The organism is Methanosarcina sp. (assembly GCF_049706645.1).
GTDB lineage: Archaea > Halobacteriota > Methanosarcinia > Methanosarcinales > Methanosarcinaceae > Methanosarcina.
In genome coordinates, this window is sequence record NZ_JBNAKP010000024.1 from 113,022 (window position 1) to 131,152 (window position 18,131).

17 protein-coding genes and 1 pseudogene are annotated in these 18,131 nt (G+C 42.8%); 7 read left to right on the plus strand and 11 right to left on the minus strand.

All coding sequences use genetic code 11. The features are described 5' to 3' along the window. Positions 1-32: 32 nt before the first annotated feature. The 5 genes from ACPK8D_RS09995 to ACPK8D_RS10015 all read right to left on the minus strand — a co-directional run bounded on the left by ACPK8D_RS09995 (position 33) and on the right by ACPK8D_RS10015 (position 5,174). Positions 33-2,906, minus strand: a complete 2,874-nt coding sequence (locus tag ACPK8D_RS09995; protein WP_424717703.1) for a heavy metal translocating P-type ATPase — start codon at positions 2,904-2,906, stop codon at positions 33-35. A 42-nt stretch (positions 2,907-2,948) separates the two neighbouring features. Continuing rightward, entirely contained in the window at positions 2,949-3,221 is a 273-nt protein-coding gene (locus ACPK8D_RS10000) for a heavy-metal-associated domain-containing protein (RefSeq protein ID WP_424717704.1), read from the minus strand. A gap of 70 nt (positions 3,222-3,291) precedes the next feature. Further along, entirely contained in the window at positions 3,292-3,498 is a 207-nt protein-coding gene (locus ACPK8D_RS10005) for a heavy-metal-associated domain-containing protein (RefSeq protein ID WP_424717705.1), read from the minus strand. A gap of 391 nt (positions 3,499-3,889) precedes the next feature. Then, positions 3,890-4,849: a 2-hydroxyacid dehydrogenase gene (locus tag ACPK8D_RS10010; protein WP_424717706.1), complete on the minus strand. Its 960-nt coding sequence runs from the start codon at positions 4,847-4,849 to the stop codon at positions 3,890-3,892. 154 nt (positions 4,850-5,003) lie between these two features. Then, the gene (locus tag ACPK8D_RS10015) at positions 5,004-5,174 is read right to left on the minus strand and encodes a YHS domain-containing protein (RefSeq protein ID WP_424717767.1); all 171 of its coding nucleotides are present in this window, start codon (positions 5,172-5,174) and stop codon (positions 5,004-5,006) included. A gap of 190 nt (positions 5,175-5,364) precedes the next feature. Between ACPK8D_RS10015 and ACPK8D_RS10020 the strand changes: the two genes are divergently transcribed. Beyond that, complete coding sequence (locus ACPK8D_RS10020; protein WP_424717707.1) at positions 5,365-5,922, plus strand: isoprenylcysteine carboxylmethyltransferase family protein; 558 nt, start codon at positions 5,365-5,367, stop codon at positions 5,920-5,922. A gap of 287 nt (positions 5,923-6,209) precedes the next feature. Continuing rightward, a complete protein-coding gene (locus ACPK8D_RS10025) occupies positions 6,210-7,232 on the plus strand; it encodes a glycosidase (protein ID WP_424717708.1) in 1,023 nt (340 codons plus the stop codon). A gap of 168 nt (positions 7,233-7,400) precedes the next feature. Here the strand turns inward: ACPK8D_RS10025 and ACPK8D_RS10030 are convergent, their stop codons facing one another. The 4 genes and pseudogenes from ACPK8D_RS10030 to ACPK8D_RS10045 form a co-directional block, all read right to left on the minus strand. Next, complete coding sequence (locus ACPK8D_RS10030; RefSeq protein ID WP_424717709.1) at positions 7,401-7,628, minus strand: SHOCT domain-containing protein; 228 nt, start codon at positions 7,626-7,628, stop codon at positions 7,401-7,403. Between the two features lie 133 nt (positions 7,629-7,761). Next, the gene (locus tag ACPK8D_RS10035; RefSeq protein ID WP_424717710.1) at positions 7,762-8,496 is read right to left on the minus strand and encodes a peptidase M4; all 735 of its coding nucleotides are present in this window, start codon (positions 8,494-8,496) and stop codon (positions 7,762-7,764) included. Between the two features lie 486 nt (positions 8,497-8,982). After that, positions 8,983-9,598, minus strand: a pseudogene (locus ACPK8D_RS10040) (methyltransferase family protein); the annotation flags it as partial. Next, the gene (locus ACPK8D_RS10045; RefSeq protein WP_424717711.1) at positions 9,595-9,957 is read right to left on the minus strand and encodes a DUF2933 domain-containing protein; all 363 of its coding nucleotides are present in this window, start codon (positions 9,955-9,957) and stop codon (positions 9,595-9,597) included. The gene ACPK8D_RS10045 and the pseudogene ACPK8D_RS10040, both read right to left, overlap by 4 nt. Positions 9,958-10,562: 605 nt before the next feature. On the opposite strand from ACPK8D_RS10045, the gene ACPK8D_RS10050 reads away from it, so the two are divergent. Beyond that, on the plus strand, positions 10,563-11,213 hold the full coding sequence (locus tag ACPK8D_RS10050; protein WP_424717712.1) for a class I SAM-dependent methyltransferase: 651 nt from the start codon (positions 10,563-10,565) through the stop codon (positions 11,211-11,213). Between the two features lie 214 nt (positions 11,214-11,427). Here ACPK8D_RS10050 and ACPK8D_RS10055 read toward each other — a convergent pair whose 3' ends face one another. Together ACPK8D_RS10055 and ACPK8D_RS10060 are read right to left on the minus strand one after the other, a co-directional pair. Further along, entirely contained in the window at positions 11,428-11,745 is a 318-nt protein-coding gene (locus ACPK8D_RS10055; RefSeq protein WP_424717713.1) for a hypothetical protein, read from the minus strand. 1 nt (position 11,746) lies between these two features. After that, positions 11,747-12,643: a hypothetical protein gene (locus tag ACPK8D_RS10060; protein WP_424717714.1), complete on the minus strand. Its 897-nt coding sequence runs from the start codon at positions 12,641-12,643 to the stop codon at positions 11,747-11,749. A 599-nt stretch (positions 12,644-13,242) separates the two neighbouring features. Between ACPK8D_RS10060 and ACPK8D_RS10065 the strand changes: the two genes are divergently transcribed. From ACPK8D_RS10065 to ACPK8D_RS10080, 4 genes are all read left to right on the plus strand, one after another. Further along, positions 13,243-13,974, plus strand: coding sequence for a sulfite exporter TauE/SafE family protein (locus ACPK8D_RS10065; RefSeq protein WP_424717715.1), 732 nt, complete (start codon positions 13,243-13,245; stop codon positions 13,972-13,974). Positions 13,975-14,314: 340 nt separating this feature from the next. Then, positions 14,315-16,330, plus strand: coding sequence for an anaerobic carbon-monoxide dehydrogenase catalytic subunit (gene cooS / locus ACPK8D_RS10070; RefSeq protein WP_424717716.1), 2,016 nt, complete (start codon positions 14,315-14,317; stop codon positions 16,328-16,330). Positions 16,331-16,380: 50 nt separating this feature from the next. Next, complete coding sequence (locus ACPK8D_RS10075; protein ID WP_424717717.1) at positions 16,381-17,352, plus strand: ABC transporter substrate-binding protein; 972 nt, start codon at positions 16,381-16,383, stop codon at positions 17,350-17,352. Between the two features lie 5 nt (positions 17,353-17,357). Next, positions 17,358-18,131 carry an ABC transporter permease gene (locus tag ACPK8D_RS10080; protein WP_424717718.1) on the plus strand — a complete coding sequence of 258 codons (774 nt, stop codon included), beginning with the start codon at positions 17,358-17,360 and terminating at the stop codon, positions 18,129-18,131.

The following is an 18,131-nucleotide window of genomic DNA, read 5'->3' on the forward strand; positions in this document are numbered from 1 at the left end:
TTCTTTATTAAAATTTAAGACTATCCGCCTATTCATTTAAGCTTGCTTCTTTTCATTAGCAGGGAATTGGTAGTTACCGACACCGAACTGAGTGCCATAAAAGCAGCAGCAAGTTCAGGCGTGATAAGGATCCTGTGAAAGATAGGATATAGAATTCCAGCTGCAATCGGGATACCTATTGTGTTATACCCGAAAGCCCAGACCAAATTCTGCTTGATCTTATTTATGGTAAGCCGGCTCAGTTTAAGAGCCACGACCACATCTCTCGGATCATTTCTTATAAGCACAATTTTTGCCGATTCCATTGCCACGTCTGTGCCTGCCCCCATTGCAATTCCCACATCGGACTGGATCAACGCAGGAGCGTCATTAATGCCGTCACCTACCATCCCGACAAGCTTGCCTTCGTCCTGAAGTTTTTTAACTTCATTTGCCTTATCTTCAGGAAGCACTTCGGCAAGCACTCTGGAGATACCCACTTCTCTTGCTATTGCGCCGGCTGTAATAGCATTGTCCCCCGTAATCATAGCCACTTCGATTCCCATTTTTGTCAGGGTCTCAACTGCTTCCCTGGAATTTTCCTTCAGAGTATCGGCAACTGCAACAAGGCCTATGATTTCGCTCTCGAACGCCACAAGCATCGCAGTTTTCCCGTTTTCCTCAAATGCACGCATTTGAGGTTTAAGTTCCTCAAAGGAGATCCCGTTTTCTTCCATAAGTTTGCGCGTGCCGAGCAGGATTCGCTTTTCTTCGAGATAGGCTTCCACACCTTTTCCCGGAATGGATCGGAAATTTCCTGCCTTTCCCAGGCCAATTCCCCTTTCCTCAGCTCCCTTTACGATAGCTTCCCCGAGAGGATGCTCCGATCCTTTTTCAGCCGTTGCAGCTATAAAAAGCACCTGGTTCTCTTCATTTCCCGGAACTGCAAGCAGGTCCGTAAGTTTCGGAGTACCTTCCGTAAGGGTTCCGGTTTTGTCAAAAACTATGGTATCAAGCTTATGAGCCCTTTCCAGGGCCTCCCCGCCTTTGATGAGAACCCCGTTTTCCGCACCTCTACCTGTACCGACCATGATGGCTGCAGGGGTTGCAAGCCCAACCGCACACGGACATGAGATTACAAGGATAGTAATGCCTATAAGCAGAGAAAAAAGGAAGGGGCTGATTCCTCCCATAGCTGCGGACTCCCCTACCCCGTAGCGCCAGTAGCCTATGAAGAACCAGAAAAAAAAGGCAAGAAGGGTAAGAATATGCACGGCTACTATGAAGTTTCCGGCAAACACATCCGCAACCCTCTGGATTGGGGCTTTGGTGGTCTGGGCGGTTTCAACAAGCCTGACTATCTGGGCCAGAGCCGTATCGGCTCCTACCTTTGTAGCCCGAAAGTTAAAAGTTCCTGTTTTATTTAGCGTAGCCCCGATAACCGTACTGTCTGGACCTTTCTCTACCGGAATGCTCTCGCCGGTAAGCATTGACTCGTCCACAGCCGAACTGCCTTCCAGGACTACTCCGTCAACCGGAATTTTCTCTCCTGGCCTGACAACGACAATATCGCCAACTGCCACTTCTTCTACAGGAACCTCTTTTTCCAGGCCATCAACAAGGATTCTGGAGGTCTTTGCCCTGAGCCCCATCAGTTTACGGATGGCTTCCGAAGTCCTGCCCCTTGCCCTGACTTCGAGATACCTGCCAAGCACGATGAAGAGTATAAGGAGAGCTACCGTATCGTAGTAAAGGGTGTCATATCCGGGACCCAGATCAAAAAATGTCGCTGCTACGCTGATAAGATAGGCAGACCCTGTTCCCCCGGCAATCAGCAGATCCATGTCGGTTACTCCATGCCTGAAACCTTTAAAGGTCCCGACAAAAAACTGCCTGCCCGGGAAGATAAGAATAAGGGTAGACAATATAAAAAGCACTATCGGGTCGAAGAAAAAGGAAGGGATAAACTCCGAAAGGAAAGGAAACATCATACCCATGTTTCCAATGGCAACCGGAATTCCAAGCACAGCAGCAGTGATCAGGTTATTTCTCTGCCTCCGGATCTCAGCTTCCCTGGATATCTGCTCTCTGTCTTCATAATCTACAGTTTCCGCCCTGACTGACGCCCCATAGCCAATTCCCCTGACTGCAGCAATAATCTCCCTTACGGAAATCCGGGCTGAATCAAATTCTACCACGGCTTTTTCAAGCGGGAAATTTACTGAGGCTGAAATCACGCCGCCGGTCTTATTAAGAACTTTCTCGATATTTGCAGCACAGGAGGCACAGCTCATGCCTTCGAGACTGAGAGTTACCGTATCTTTTTCTACCTTATATCCGATAGATTCGATACCTTCCTCAATCTCCTTTGGAGAAATAAGCGAGGGATCGAAATCAACCTTTGCCCTTCCAAGCTCCAGGTTGACAACTACTGAGTCCACACCTGCTTTTTTCTTCAATACTCTTTCAATATTTGCGGCGCAGGCCGAACAGGTCATGCCGGAAACTCCAAGCATGATTTCTTTTAAGCCGGTTTTCGGGCCTGAGATCCATGGTTCTTCTTCCTCTGACAGTTCGCAGGTTTCAGTCAGGGGACAGGTTTGAGAAGCCTCTTTGGGCTCCTTTGATTCATTTAAAGCTGGCTCAGTAGCTTCTGAAGCTGCCCCTGATATTTCTGTTGTGCCGGAAATTTCTTCCCGGATCTCTTCCTGAGCTTCTTTTTCGCGTTCTGTTGAGTATCCCGCCTTCCGCACAGCGGCCTTTATGTCATCCAGGCTTACCTTTTCAGAGTCAAAGCTAATTGTTGCACGTTCGGATTCGAGGTCTACATCAACGGATTCTACCCCCTCAAGAGAAGAAATAGCATCCGCTACCCTCTTCTGGCAATGACCACAGGTCATGCCATAGACTCCAATAGTTACTTCCATCGGATCTGCCGCCTACCCAGGTTTTTCAGGATTACCCGGCATTTAATAAATCTTTCCGGGCTCTTCTACAGTTTTATAGCCAGCTTTAAGCAAGGTCATATGTATGACATATGCATCAGTTATCCGGCTGTCATAGGCTACATTTACGGTTCTTTCAGGAATATTGATATTTACTCTGGAAACTCCGTTGATAGAGTTAACGAGTTTTGCGACCATATCCTTGCAGTACCTGCATACCAGGTCGTCTACTATGAATGTTGTCTCCCCTATGTATTCACCCCCGTAGCACAAATATTTTTCAAACAGGCGATTCACCCATATAGTAAAAATTTGTGTTTTTTAGTATATAATTGATTCTTTGAAAACGCTATATGCAGTTAACATATTACAGGGGTTCATATCCGGTTTCGCGAATTGCAGCCTTGACCTTTTCAAGATTTACTTTCCCTTCTTCATAATCAACAGTTACCTCTTTAGTCTGAAGGTTTACGTCCGCTCTCTGTACACCTTCAACAGCTTCAACTGCTTTTTTAACCCTTAACTGGCAGTGCATACATGACATGCCTTCAACTTTTATGGTTTCTTCAGTCATGTTTTCAATCTCCGTCTAATTTTACTAATGATTTAACAGAATAATTTTCTGGAATACTGTAGCATTGAATAAGTATATGTCCGGTTTGCCACAAATTCTTTGCGTAAATTTAGATTAATGAAACTGATTTCTTCATTAAATTAGATAATGATATAAAGGAATAAAAGTCCGAGAGCTAGGCCATTGCCCACAACCAGTTTCTATAGACCATGCACAAATACGACCACAACTATACTGAAGCCTGTCAATGGGTGCAGGTTCTCAGGTTGGGGACCCTCTCTCACTCCATAGTCAATTAGCCTCAACCTTATGCCCGTGACAGCCGCACAAGCAACAGAAGAAAAAGGGCAGCAGGATCTGTAGCTTTAATTGTTTAGCACCTTCTGATCCCTCAAGCTTTTAGTACCGAGGGATTCACCACGTTCTGAGGCTTGCTTTTCGTAAACATCTCTACATTTTCAATACTTACATAAGTACACTCATCTAAAGATTCTTCAGATAAAAAGGCGATATGCGGAGTCAACACTACATTATTCATCACTAGAAGCGGACTGTTCATTGGTAGAGGTTCTTTTTCGAAGACATCCAATCCTGCCCCAGCAATCTTTTTCTCTTTAAGAGCTTCTATAAGTGCAGCTTCATCAACCACTTTTCCCCTGGCAGTGTTGATAAGCACAGCAGTGGGTTTCATCTTTGCCAGTTCCCGGGCACCTATCATATGCTCTGTTTCGGTTGTAAGAGGCACATGCAATGTAACTATATCGCTTTCCGAGAGTAGAGTGTCCAGATCTACAAATTTTACTCCCAGTGCTTTTGCTTTCTCAGGACTGGGGTGAGCCGTTACAGAGAGCACATTCATATTGAACCCGTGTGCGATCTGTATCACCCTTTTACCTATTTCACCCGTTCCCAGCACGCCTATAGTCTTGCTCATGAGCTGGTTGCCCACATAGTACCTCCAATCGAATAATCCGTCTCGCAGGTTCATATCTGCCAGGTGGACTCTTCTGAGAAGGTTCAGGGATAAGGCAAAGACAAACTCCGCCACCGAGTCAAAGGCATAACTGGGAACGTTTGAAACAATGACTCCGTTATCAGTGGCCGCCTCCAGATCCACATTGTCAAAGCCTGTTTGCCATAGAGAGATCATTTTTAGCTTGGGCGCAGAGCTTATAGCCTTGGCGTCAACTCCGTATCTTCCTACTATTACAACTTCAGCATCCTTTATTCTCTCAATGAATTCGTCATGAGAGAAAGGTACATTTTTGTAAACTTCGAGTTCACCCAATTTTTGGAGTCGCTTCACATACTCTTCCGTCAGGAATATTGGATCTGCTACTACTATCTTCATATGCCTCCCCTGAGCTCCAAATTTTGCCTGGAGTACTCTTTAAGTTCTTTGAATCGAGAACTGGAAAACAATGTGCTCTACCTTTATACTCGTATTTGAGATCAGCAGACTTGAGTTTGCACCCATCTATCCCGAGTTAAGGTCTTTATATTTTTTAACTTCCGGACTCGATGTATTTCTCCGGATTCTCATCGAACTTCTTCTTATCCGAGAGAGCGCAAAAGTGATATGTTTCCCCTTTATACTCGCTTTTAAACCTTGCTTCCTTTTCGTCCAGCTTCATCTTGCAGACAGGATCAATTACTACTATAATAATACCCCCAATAAATAAAAATACGCCAAGGTATTTCTATTTTTTCACACACTGCTCAAATACACATAATTCTTCAGAGTATCCAGATTTAATACAAATCTTCCAATTTTTACCATATAATAAACTACTGCCATTGGCAACTAGTTGTTTTTCTGGCAAGAAACTAATGCCTATTAAATACCTTCGTGCTAGATTCAGTACTGTGTATGAATCCCAATTCAAAATAGCTTTGGCAGGCTTGCTTTTAGTAGATGCAGGTGTCAGGTTGCACTACCAGAGGGGCCGTAAGAAATTCGAAAGGGCAGTAGTGAAGCACGAGCAAAGAGAGAAGTTTCTTTACTACCTGGTCAGCCTGGGGCTTATTCCAATACTCTTTTACTTATTCACTTGCTGGATAGACACTTTTCGCCTTCCTTTCCCGCCTGAATTCCGCTGGCTTGGAGCATGGTTAATTCTTGCGGGCGATCTTCTCTTTATCTGGTCTCACAGAACTTTAGGCAAAAACTGGTCACCCTTCCTTGAGATAAGGAAAGAACATAGCCTGGTAACCAGTGGCCCTTACAGATTTATCCGGCATCCTATGTATGCAGCTATCTTTGTAATAGGGATAGGAATTTCGCTTCTTTCTTCCAACTGGATAGTTGCCCTATCTTATTATGCTGCCAGTGATCTGCATGTATCTGGTCAGAGTATCCGACGAAGAGAAAATGATGATAGAACAATTCGGACACGAGTACATAGAATACATGCGGAATACTAATCGTTTAATGCCAAAATTGAGAATTTAGAGGAATAGAAAATAAGTTTAAGAAGCAGATTTTGAATTATATGTAATTCAGGCGGCAGTAACTAAAACTAGGGCCAAACCCTCAATATGTCACCTTATATATTTATGCTCTTTAAACAATACGCAAATTTTCAGTATTGCTTCCAGCCCGACATAAGTGCTGAAGCAAATGGAGAAGATCTGCAGAAAAGAAAGAATATACTATCAGCAAACCAGAAAAAATTAGGTAATAATTATAGTTCGGAGGGGATAGGGGATATATGACCTGGAAAGATCATGGAGAGTTATTTGTAAGGTATGAGAAAAATCCTATACTTACTGTTGAAGCTTGGCCGTATCGGGCGGCCCATGCAGTATTTAACCCTGCAGTAACTATGGTTGATGGTACAACTCTGTTACTGGTGCGTGTCGAAGATCACAGGGGTTTTTCTCATCTTACGGTCGCCAGGAGCAAAAACGGAATTGACGGCTGGGAAATTGATAGCGAACCAACACTTTTTCAGGATTCTGTAAACTATCCTGAAGAAATATACGGTATTGAAGACCCGCGTATAACTTACATAGATGAGATGGAAAAATGGGCTGTAGCATACACGGCTCTTTCGGATTCAGGCCCTTTAATATCTCTTACCTTTACCGAGGATTTCCACAACTTTGAGCGGGTAGGAGCGATTCTGCCGCCTGAAAGTACAGATGCCTCTATTTTTCCTGTAAGGTTTAATGGCAGATGGGCAATACTACACAGACAAGTATCTGGTATGGTGGGTTCGAAAGCAAATATCTGGATATCCTTTTCTCCGGATATGAAATACTGGGGAGAACATGAAGTGCTTCTGTATGCCCGGGAAGGCGGGTGGTGGGATGCCAACAATATAGGTACATGCCCGCAACCAATCCGCGTACCTGACGGATGGTTAATTATGTACCATGGGATACGTCAGACAACACCTAAAATAAATTATCGGGTTGGTTTGGCCCTTCTTGATCTTGAAGATCCCAGAAAAGTGCTCAAAAGGTCAGAAGGATGGGTTTTCGGGCCGCGTGAAATGTATGAACGTAGTGGAGACTTTAGTGATGCTGTTATCCCTTGTGGATGGGTATTAGTGGATGATGAACTCCGTATTTATTATGGAAGTGCGGACACATCTATATCATTGGCCAGCGCAAAAATAAACGATATTCTTGAGTATATTCATGGGTGCTCTGAGGTACAGTGCCCTAAAGAATATTGCAGATGGTTTGAAGGAAACAGGGGAAAGTCCATTGATCCAAAAAGAGGATAATTTGAATAGTGTCTTAAAAACTTAAAATAGTTCTTTGGGCATTATATTTATAGGATTATAAGCACTTGAACTAAAAAACTCAGGTTAATGATGAAAGATAAAAGCAGGTAGGGAAACTTTCTTTGAAAATAAAATCTATCCCTACCTCCTGCTCATCAACTGGCTCCCTCATACTAATCGCTTTTTTATTTCTTCAAATTCTTCTTCAGTGATTTCTCCTTTCGCATACCTTTCTTTTGCAATATCCAGTGCAGATTTTTCTTCACTACCCCGGCCTTTATTCTGCTCAACAAGCCATTTGATTAGCAGATAAGCTAGCACAATTATAAGAATCCAGAAAAGGAGTCCGAAAAACATACCTCCATACCCCATCATACCGTAACCGTAATGGTCCATAAATCCGTCTATTTTAACACTCCCTAAATAGCAATTAATATATTATTTCAATATTATTTCACCATTTTTTTATATGTACTACTGGACGCAAACGTTTACACTTAAGTCTGTCAAATAGACTATAGAATGGGATTCAGCTTGTAACGTTCATTCCACCCAGATAAGGCCCGTGCCAGGTATGCACCCAGATCTGACCGTTATAGGCATTTACACTCAGCATACCTTCGATTTCCTGTCTTCCGAAGTCAAAAGTATAGTAGCCAGGCATTTCTTTAGACTCCATTATCTGTGCTTCGGGCAAGTAGCCCCCCAGGAAATCCTTAGCCAGATTTTCTGCCTCTGTTAGATCATATTCAGTCCCATTGGTATTTGTTCTTCCAGCACCATAAAGTGTATTCCACATCATGTTTGGCCCTGGTTCAGGATAAGTTGATCCTGAATAGCGATCCACTATTATCTCAGCTATATCCTGGCTGCTGTTTGTGTCCTTTAAAACAGCATAATAATTGCCGCTAAATACCATGAAATCTTCAACTTCTACGTTTGAGCCGTATTGTGTGGAGAAATCTTGCATACTTCTCAGAGCTTCATCCTGGGTTATAGGTTCGGAGTCTGGATAGTATATCGCCATCATATTGCCCATCATATTGCTCGTCATCATACCACCCATCATTCCAGATCCAGGGCTGTAATTATAGTCTGAATTGTTCATCATTCCCGGCCCCGTTCCTGGTCCCATATGCCCGGGCTGATAACCGTCTGTGTCAGAGGTTGAACTGTACATCATTGGTCTGAAGACTAGAACAGCAAGAAGTAATATTACTATCAGCACCAACAGACCAATTATGATATTTTTGTTGTCTGCCATGATTACCCCAAATTAGTTCTTTATAGTAAGTCAGCAATTAACTGAACGTTTACTTTTTCCTCAAGTATTCTAATCCAATCTTAGCAAATGATTCCTGCTTGCTATGGCTTGAACGAAAACTACACATAAATTCATGAAACTAACTAAAAACTTAATACTTCGAATAATAGGATGAATCATCTGGTTTTCGATGTAATTCTTCGTATTGACTACACTTAAAGGTGAAACCTGTTGAATCAGTAGGATTGAATAAAAGTTAGCAGGTTTGGATAATTGAAGTACTTCCGTCTAAGAGGGGAAGTCTCAGCCAGGTTTTTGCGCTCATTCTGAGACTCTAAGCTGAGTTCTCAACCTCAATGGCTAATGTCTCACCTTGCAGACAGAATTAAGGCCACTATAACACCCCAGTAACCAAATATGTGCCAATTTACTTATAAGTATCACCTGTGCTTTAAAAGGATAGTTGAGATATTGCAAATCATCAGACTTCCGGTATAAACGCGGGACTTTTGCCATATACTGTGAATAATCTTCTCCAAACATTTCCAGTGCCTCCTGCCCCTCCTTTCTTGCCAGTCTCTTGTACGTCAATAAGAGGATTGGAAACATAATCAACGTTAATATTGTGGGCCATTGGACCAGAAATCCAAGCATAACGAGTACGAAGGCATCATACTGAGGATGGCGGACATAGGCATATGGTCCTTGCCAACTCTCGGTTCTTCTGTGCCTTATATAGCACACTCCCGGCTGAAGAAAGAAGATATAACCCTCCCAGCACCAGAACATAGCTGACAATATGGATCGGACTTAGATGAGGATCGCCTGAAGTGCACAGAAGGTCGCTCCAGAGATGACCAGAATTATGAGAATATATGTCAACTCCTGGATAACGGCTCGCCAGCCAGCCTGAGAGAAGGTAAATAGTCAGAGGAAAACCATACATTTCGGTAAACAGCGCAACTATAAATGCTGCAAATCCTCCAAAGGAGCGCCAGTCACGGGAAGTTTTTGGATGTGTGAAGCTGAAGGCGAAGACAATGAATATCAGGGAGTTAATGATGACTAGCGACCAGAGACCATATGCTGGTGTATCGCTCATTCGTATCTCTCCTGGCTATGTCCATGCTGGTCTATATCATTATCATGCCCTCCAGTGCCTTGAGCGTTCTGATCTTTTTTCTCTGCTTCCCCGTGCTTATGCCCTGCGTGATTATGCCCCCCACAGCAGACTCCGTGTCCTCCTTGCCCTTCTCGCCCTGCATGTCCTCCATGTTTAGCGTGTCTTCCACACATAAAAACGTGCAGCAAAACGAAGCCGAAGAACAATATATAGCTCGAATACGCAAGAAGGTGAGCTTTATGTTCAGTTAATAGATAGAATGCAATAGTAGCTAGGCTGAAAAGCACGACTACCTTTACCATGAAATTGTTTTTTGAATTGCAATTGGCTCCGTTCATTTGGAATCTCTCCTTTTTAGTCGTAAATGTGATCACTTAATAATAACTGTAAGCAGAAGCGTTTCTCGACATTTTTCTAAACACGAGGGTTACACTCGTTTTGTTACATTTATCAATAACTCGCTCCAGGTCGCTTTTGCCCCCCGGCAAAAAATACTTTTTAGTAATTATAAAAATACTACTATTAAAGTATATTCATAGCGGCAAAATTGAGACTTTCACTTTAGATTTATTCTGTTATTAATTAAAGCGTTAACTGTCTCACTATACACTTTCAGAGTAAAGGCAACAAATTCGGTCTTAATGTCAACCTAATATATGGATTCACTTGGAGGCGGGGTGATCTGATCAACTCCAACCTGTTACTCGTGACCCCGCTCATCAATTAGGACAAGAAAATTTTGTTTAAAAGAAGCCTTATTAAACTTGCCTTCTTATATACTTTTTATGATATGCTTTTGCATACTGATCTACTGAAGGAATGGAATCTCATTCCCCTGCCTATCTTCATTCCGATTATCAAGAAAAATGCTCTTGGTTGAGCCTTCTTTCTGTCAGAATATTGTCCACTCACGTCAGTAATTAAAATTTATGAGAGAGAAATCATGGCAGAAAAACTAACTGATGAAGAAAAGGAGTATTACTTACTTGTAAGAAAGGTCTTTGCAGCATTGGCTCCTTTTTATGATACTGTTGTTATACATTTTTCCGGTGTAAGGGGTAAAGTGGTAAATTTTACAAATGCACAAAAGGGCTCCAAAATATTAGACGTTGCCACAGGAACGGGACAGCAGGCATTTGCATTTGCAAAGAAAGGTTATGAAGTTATAGGAATTGATATCTCTGAAGCTATGCTTAATATAGCTAAAAAGAAAAACAAATTTAGAAACGCGAAATTTGAAGTCGCTGATGCAACAAATTTACCATTTAAGGACAGCAGTTTTGATGTATCCTGTATATCGTTTGCTTTGCATGATATGCCGTTGAGCATAAGGGAAAAGGTACTGAAAGAGATGGTCAGGGTAACCAGACCACAAGGAATAATAGTAATTGTTGATTATGATTTACCCAAAAACAAAATTGCTAATTTTTTAGCTTACCACCTTGTTGCTTTTATTGAAGCTGAATACTATAAAACTTTTATTAAATGCGACCTTGAAGCACTACTTAGCAAAAATTGGATTAGGGTAGTAGAAAAAGATACGGTAATGCATGGAGTTGGAAGAATATTGAAAGGGATAAACAATAAGTTGTAATAAACTAAAAGTTTGAAAATTTTAAGTATTAACAGCATTCCATAGAGAGGGTTTACAGAGGCTACCAGCTGTCAGAAGAGTATGAAGTTATAGCCTGTCTTGTATCGCAGGCTATGGTTATCTTGCCCTAGCCGTTAAAAGTATTATGAACTTTTTTGAACAGAAACTCGTGACAGTTAAACCTTTTTATAGTATTCAATCCTGTATATGAATTTCAATCTGCTAGAAAGCGAACAGTTAACTCAGCCAGGATTCCAAGCATCATGAGTATAGTTACGGCCAGCAGGGCAATTGACCACAGCCTTACATCGTACACCCTAAGGGACTTTCTCAAACTTTCCGAACTAGACAGAAGCCCTGTGAATAGCGCAAATAATAGTATGACTATCAAGCTTACTGATGTCCAGTGATGACCAGTGAGCGTTACCAGAAATAGTTTAAAATCAGGCGATAGATCGTGGGCAATAATGATGCAGCCAGTTAAAAATACGGCAATTGTAGCTGATGCGATGAAAGTTGCTGATTTCTTCATCTCAAGCCTCCGTCCCAATCTGTCCAGTATCTGAAATAATCGCTCCCATCAGGAACATAAGCAGCACCATGAAGAGTGCCAGAAAGGCGATCATTATAAGAGCTCGCCTGAGCTTAAGATCACTCAGAAAAGCGTCTTTGTTGAAGACAGACAAAGTAATTGACAGAGCCAGAACAATTATGGGTAAAAAGACGAAGATATGCTCTTTTGCTTCCATTATAATTTCGTGCGCCCAGGGATAGGGACCTTCCAGGATCACGGGTTTTACCTGAGAACCATATGACGTTAAATAATTGTAGCCTCCTGCAATCCAGCAACCCGCGGTTACGAAGAATATTGCAAGATAGCTTGCCACTCTCGCCCTAGAGAGCGACCTATCCATAGGGTACCGGATCTCCAGAATAATCCATACCAGAACAAGGGCAGTCAGACCTCCAGATATTGAATGCAGGAGAACTAGGTTCTTTGTCCCGGCAATTACACCGTTATAAAGGCCCCAGGCTGCGTCAATGATCAGGATTGGAGCCAGGGCATATCCCATTATTTTGTGCAGTCCCCGATATTTTGCCCGACTCTTTAAAATCAAGCTCGGGATAACCTGAAGAATCACGATAAGAAGGATAATCACTCCCAGCTTTCCGTGAATAGACGCCAGTATGGATTCTCCGTGCTGTAACCTTATCCACAGACCGTAGATAAAGGATCCCAGGATGAAGGCTCCAAAGTAGATTCCACTCCTCTTATGGATCCTAAAGAGATTTCCTGAGCTTCGCTTCAATCTTCCCCTGAGCATAGCCCCAGTTTTTATAGCGTAGACCACAAGCAGCAGACTAGTGATAGCTATCAGGGCATGGCCTATCCAGTTCTCGTACAACAGGGCAATGCCGCCAATAATCAAAAGTAAAGCCAGACCTGTGTATATGTCCGGTATCGTTCTTCTGTTTGATCTCTCAGGAATTTAACCCCCCCCAAAAAAAACGCTTTTTTCTAGAAACCTCTCAAATGTTCAAGTTAGCGCAACTGAGCCCATTTCTTCCCCAAAACCAAATTAACACTCAGAAATTGCTATGCATGAGCACGATGTCTGCAGATTTAAAGGCTGAGCTCGTCAAAGTACGAAATTACGATCTTACCTCTGCAATTCATCATCCGTGCATGAGTTTAATCACGGGTCAACCCTCATGCTTTTGGCAGCCTCTCCAGCCTTATTCTGGGGATGCTCTACACCGCCAGTTGTCAGGATATCTAAGGCCGGGATTTTAGTATTATTCATAGATTAATATCGCAGATTTTAATATTACTCATAGATTAATATTATTCATGTAAATTAATACCATATCGTTCCAAAAAAGTTTTTTCAAAGAAATATTATAATTTATCCCGCGTTCTGCAATGAATACCCTCGGATATTACACAAATCAGTAAAATGTTCTCGTTTATGCCATAATGAAGTAAAGTATGACTGTGTAATATGAATGTCTGAAATGGTTGTGTAATATGGTTGTCTACGAGGAAATTATCTATATAGCCCTGCTTACACTACTGGCAAGCACGATCGGGACCCTGGCCGGATTTGGGATATCCACAATCATGGTACCCGTCCTCCTGATTACTCTTCCTCTACCTCAGACCCTGCTCCTGGTGGGCATAATTCACTGGTTTAATGATATCTGGAAGATACTCTTATTTCGGGAAGGAATAAGATGGAAGCTTTTCCTTGCCTTCGGCCTTCCCGGCATCTTTGCCAGTTTCCTGGGATCATCTCTATCCCTGAAAATTTCGCGGGAAATTCTCTCAAGAGCTTTAGGGGCCTTCCTTATAGCCTATGTGCTCTTCATCACCTTTAACCGGACCTTCAAACTGAGCCAGAAATTATCGGTTGCAACATCCAGTGGAGCCCTGACCGGATTTTTTGCAGGTATCTTCGGCATAGGCGGGGAAATAAATGCCGTAGCCTTAAGCGCTTTCAACCTGGAAAAGGCCGTCTATGTCGCAACCGCTGGCGCCATAGCTTTTATGATCGACTCCACCAGGATAGTGACTTATATCGGAGGAGGCGTCAGGCTTGAACCTGTACTCCTATCAGGCTTTTTGATTTTTATACCTGCATCTTTAATTGGGGCGACGCTCGGGAAAAAAGGAGTTGAAAAAATTCCCCAGGAAAAGTTCAGGAACTTTGTGGCAGTTTTTATATTTTTTATGGGTCTGAAGCTGGTGCTATTCCCGTAGCTTGACGGAGTCCTTAATCTATAGCTTTTGCACGCATTTTGTCGTTTTTGGCTTTTATGCGTTCGTTGCCATTTTTTGTCTTACTGTACTTTCTCTGCAGTCTTTGTGTTCTGTACTGAATTTTCCAGGAAATTTTTACCTTGAAGTCAACGTTTAAATACTAGCAGTGAGTTTGGTGTTTTACCAGTTCACAATTGTGAACTTAATAACAAAACTATTCAAAAAACAGATGCGAGCCAGAAAATTCCTAGGCCCTTTAAGTATTAGGTAGAAAGCTACCTGGAAATAAAGGTACATGCTATTGAATTCATTAAAACTTACAAACCGAGGTATTTAAACAATGAAGTTGCCTGAGAAACACCACCATCGTTACGACAATTCTCATAAAGATGAGCACAGTCATTACAATCATCACGGTGGGGGAGACTTCACTGATTACACGGAAGCCATAACTGAATATAAAAAAAGTTTTCCGACAAGGGCAGATGTATTAGAGAACACACCTGATCCAGCGGTTAGAGAGATGCTATTGCAGATGGAGAAGGTCGGCTGTGAAACTCCTTTTGATCGTTTTGATCAGCAGAAGCCACACTGCAGCTTCGGTATGGCGGGAATATGCTGCCGTAATTGTAATAATGGACCGTGCAGGATCACCAGGAAAAGCCCTAGAGGGGTATGCGGAGCCGATGCAGACCTTATTGTCGCTAGAAACCTGTTAAGATGGGTTGCTGCAGGAGTAGCTGCTCACGGCGCCAGAGGGCGAGAAATAATGCTTGCCTTAAAAGCCGCTGCCGAGGGCAGCCTGAAACTACCGATTGCAGGCGAAGAGAAATTAAGAAAATCCGCTGCTCAATTAGGCATCGATACTAAAGGAAAGACGATAGAATCAATCGCTTTGAAGGTTGCCGACGCTCTCCTTGAGGATCTATCCAGAGCAGTGCCCGATAAACATAAAACATTAAATGCTTTTGCGACACCGGAGCGAATAGAGGTATGGAAAGCTTTAGACATTCTCCCGGTTGGTGCTTATCACGAAGTCTTTGAAGCCCTTCACAGAACAACCACAGGAACAGATGGAGATTGGAAGAACATTATGCAGCAGTTCCTGCGATGCGGTCTTGCCTTTGCCTGGACCAGCGCCCTTGGGTCTTCAATTGCCATGGACAGTCTTTTCGGCCTGCCGGAGAGAAGCACTGTCAGGGCGAATATCGGAGCTCTAAAGAAAGGCTATGTGAATATTGCAATTCACGGGCACTCTCCCCTTCTCGTAAGTGAAATTATAAAGCAGGGTCGAAGTGAGAAATTTGTACGTCTTGCAAAAGAAAATGGTGCCGAAGGAATTGAGTTTTATGGCATATGCTGCTCGGGACTTTCTGCAATGTATCGTTATGGCGGGGTAATCCCCTTATCAAATGCGATTGGAGCGGAGCTTATACTCGGAACCGGTGCGCTTGACCTCTGGGTGGCCGACGTTCAGGACATCTTCCCGACAATTATGGATGTGGCAAAATGCTTTAAAACAACGGTAGTTACGACCAGTGATTCAGCAAGGCTGCCGGAGGCAGAACATTACGGCTATGACCATACTCATTCAAACTTAAGCGAAACGGAAAATTTGGCAAAAAAAATAATTCGAAGGGCAATTGAAAGCTTCGCAGCAAGAAGAGATATCCCGGTTTTCATTCCGAATTATGAAGTTAACGCAGAAATAGGCTTTTCACTGGAATACGCTGTAAGCCGTTTTGGAAGTATAAATGTTATCGCAGATGCATTGAGAGAAGGCAAGATTGCCGGTGTAGTAAATCTGGTAGGATGCAGCAATACAAGAGTTGTTTATGAAAAAGCAGTTGCCGATGTAGCCACTAAATTAATCGAAAACAACATTCTGGTTCTGACCAACGGCTGTGCTTCATTCCCCTTAATGAAACTGGGTTTCTGCAACCAATCGGCTCTTGACAAAACAGGAAGAGAGTTAAGAAAATTTTTAGAGCCTGACCTTCCGCCAGTGTGGCATATGGGAGAGTGTATTGACAATGCCAGAGCGTCTGCATTATTCAGAGCCTTATCTGATGCTTCAGGTAAAGATATTAAAGATATGCCGTTTGCACTTGCAAGTCCTGAATGGTCAAACGAAAAAGGTCTGGGTGCTGCCCTTGGTTTCAGATTACTGGGCATAAATTCGTACCACTGTGTGCATCCTCCTGTACACGGCTCCGAAAATGTCATGAAGTACCTTTATGAAGGCACCAGAGAGACCCTGGGCTCAGTAATGGTAGTGGAGTTAGATCCTTCGAAGCTAGCCGATAGGATAGCATCGGATATTCAGGAGAAAAGAAACGTTCTCGGATGGCAGTAAGGACCATATTGAATATAGAGACGAATAAAATTTTAATCGGAGTAAGTAGAATGAAAAAAGCAATTGTTGTAGTGGTATCGGCTGTCATAATAGCGTCCTTGCTGTTCAGTCTGGCCGGTTGGGGCAATAATAAAGAAGAAAATACTGCGAAAGATGAAGTCAAAACTGTGAAAATCGGTTATCTTCCGTTAACCCATGCCCTTCCGTTGTTTGTTGAAAATGAGCTTTCAGCAAATGATTCCAAGAACTTCAAAGTGGAGCTGGTGAAATTTGGTTCCTGGACTGAGCTCAGTGATGCGGTAAATAGTGGTCAGGTTGACGGTGCTTCTATGTTAATTGAACTTGCTATGAAATCGAAGGAGCAGGGGATTGATCTGAAGACTGTTGCCCTGGGGCATAGAGATGGTAATGTGATGGTAGTATCTAAGGACATTAATGAGGTTGCTGATCTGAAAGGAAAAACTTTTGCAATTCCTCATAGGCTTTCAACTCACAATGTACTTTTATACAAGATGCTGAAGGAAAATGGCCTTACAGCTAACGATCTGAACATTGTAGAGCTTCCACCACCCGAAATGCCAGCTGCTCTTTCCGAAGGAAGGATTTCCGGCTACATAGTTGCCGAGCCTTTTGGAGCAATATCGGTAGCAAGCGACAACGGGAAGGTCTTATTTGAATCACAGGAGATATGGAATGATTCCGTATGCTGTGGTCTTGTGCTTAGAAGCGAGTTCATTGAAAACAATCCTACGGTTGCAGCAGAATTTGTAAAGGAATATGCCAAGGCAGGTGAAAGGGCCGAGTCTAAAGACCCCGAAGTCTTAGATGCTGCGGCCAAGTATATGAAAGTCGAACCTGAAGTACTCGACCTGTCACTCCAATGGATTTCCTATAATAACCTGAAGCTGGAAGAGAAAGATTACAATGAATTATCTCAATATCTTGTGGAAATGGGACAATTAGAGAATCCTCCTAAATACTCGGAATTTGTGGAGAATTCATTTATTGAAGCGGTAGAGTGAGAACAATGGAAAAAATGAAAAGAATAGGCACTGTGATTGTAAGTCTCACTTTGCTGATTCTAATCTGGGAAATGGTGGTTCTTACCGGAAGGTACGAATCATCCCTCCTCCCTTCTCCCTTTAAGGTTCTGGAAGGCATAGGCGAACTAATTAGGGATGGAACCCTCGCTACCCATTTCCAGGTTAGCCTGTTAAGGTTCCTGACCGGATATTTGACGGCATCAGTTGCAGGAATTGTTTTAGGCCTGATTCTTGGATATTATGGAAAAGTGTGGGCTTTTATCGATCCTGTGGTGCAGGTGTTAAGACCTGTTTCACCCATTGCGTGGTTTCCGTTTATAGTGCTCTGGTTTGGTATTGGGGATTTGCCCGCGGTCGTGATCATTTTTATAGCGGCTTTTTATCCGGTCCTTCTATCAACCATTTCAGGAGTTAGAAAGGTAGATCCGATATACCTGAAAGTAGCTCAGAATTTCGGTATCAAACAGCCACATTTGTTGACGAAAATCATCTTTCCAGCAGCTTTTCCACTGATAACAAACGGACTGTATATGGCATTGGGATCAGCCTGGGTATTTCTGGTTGCCGGAGAAATGGTTGGAGCCCAATCCGGACTGGGATACTTGATAATCGACGCAAGAAATTCTATTCGGTCAGACCTTGTACTTGCTGGTATTATTAGCATAGGAGTAACAGGGCTTTTACTGGATAAGACTATCAGGCTTCTGGAAAACCGGGTACAAAAACAATGGGGAATGTCCTCAGAAAGGGTGAGTTAA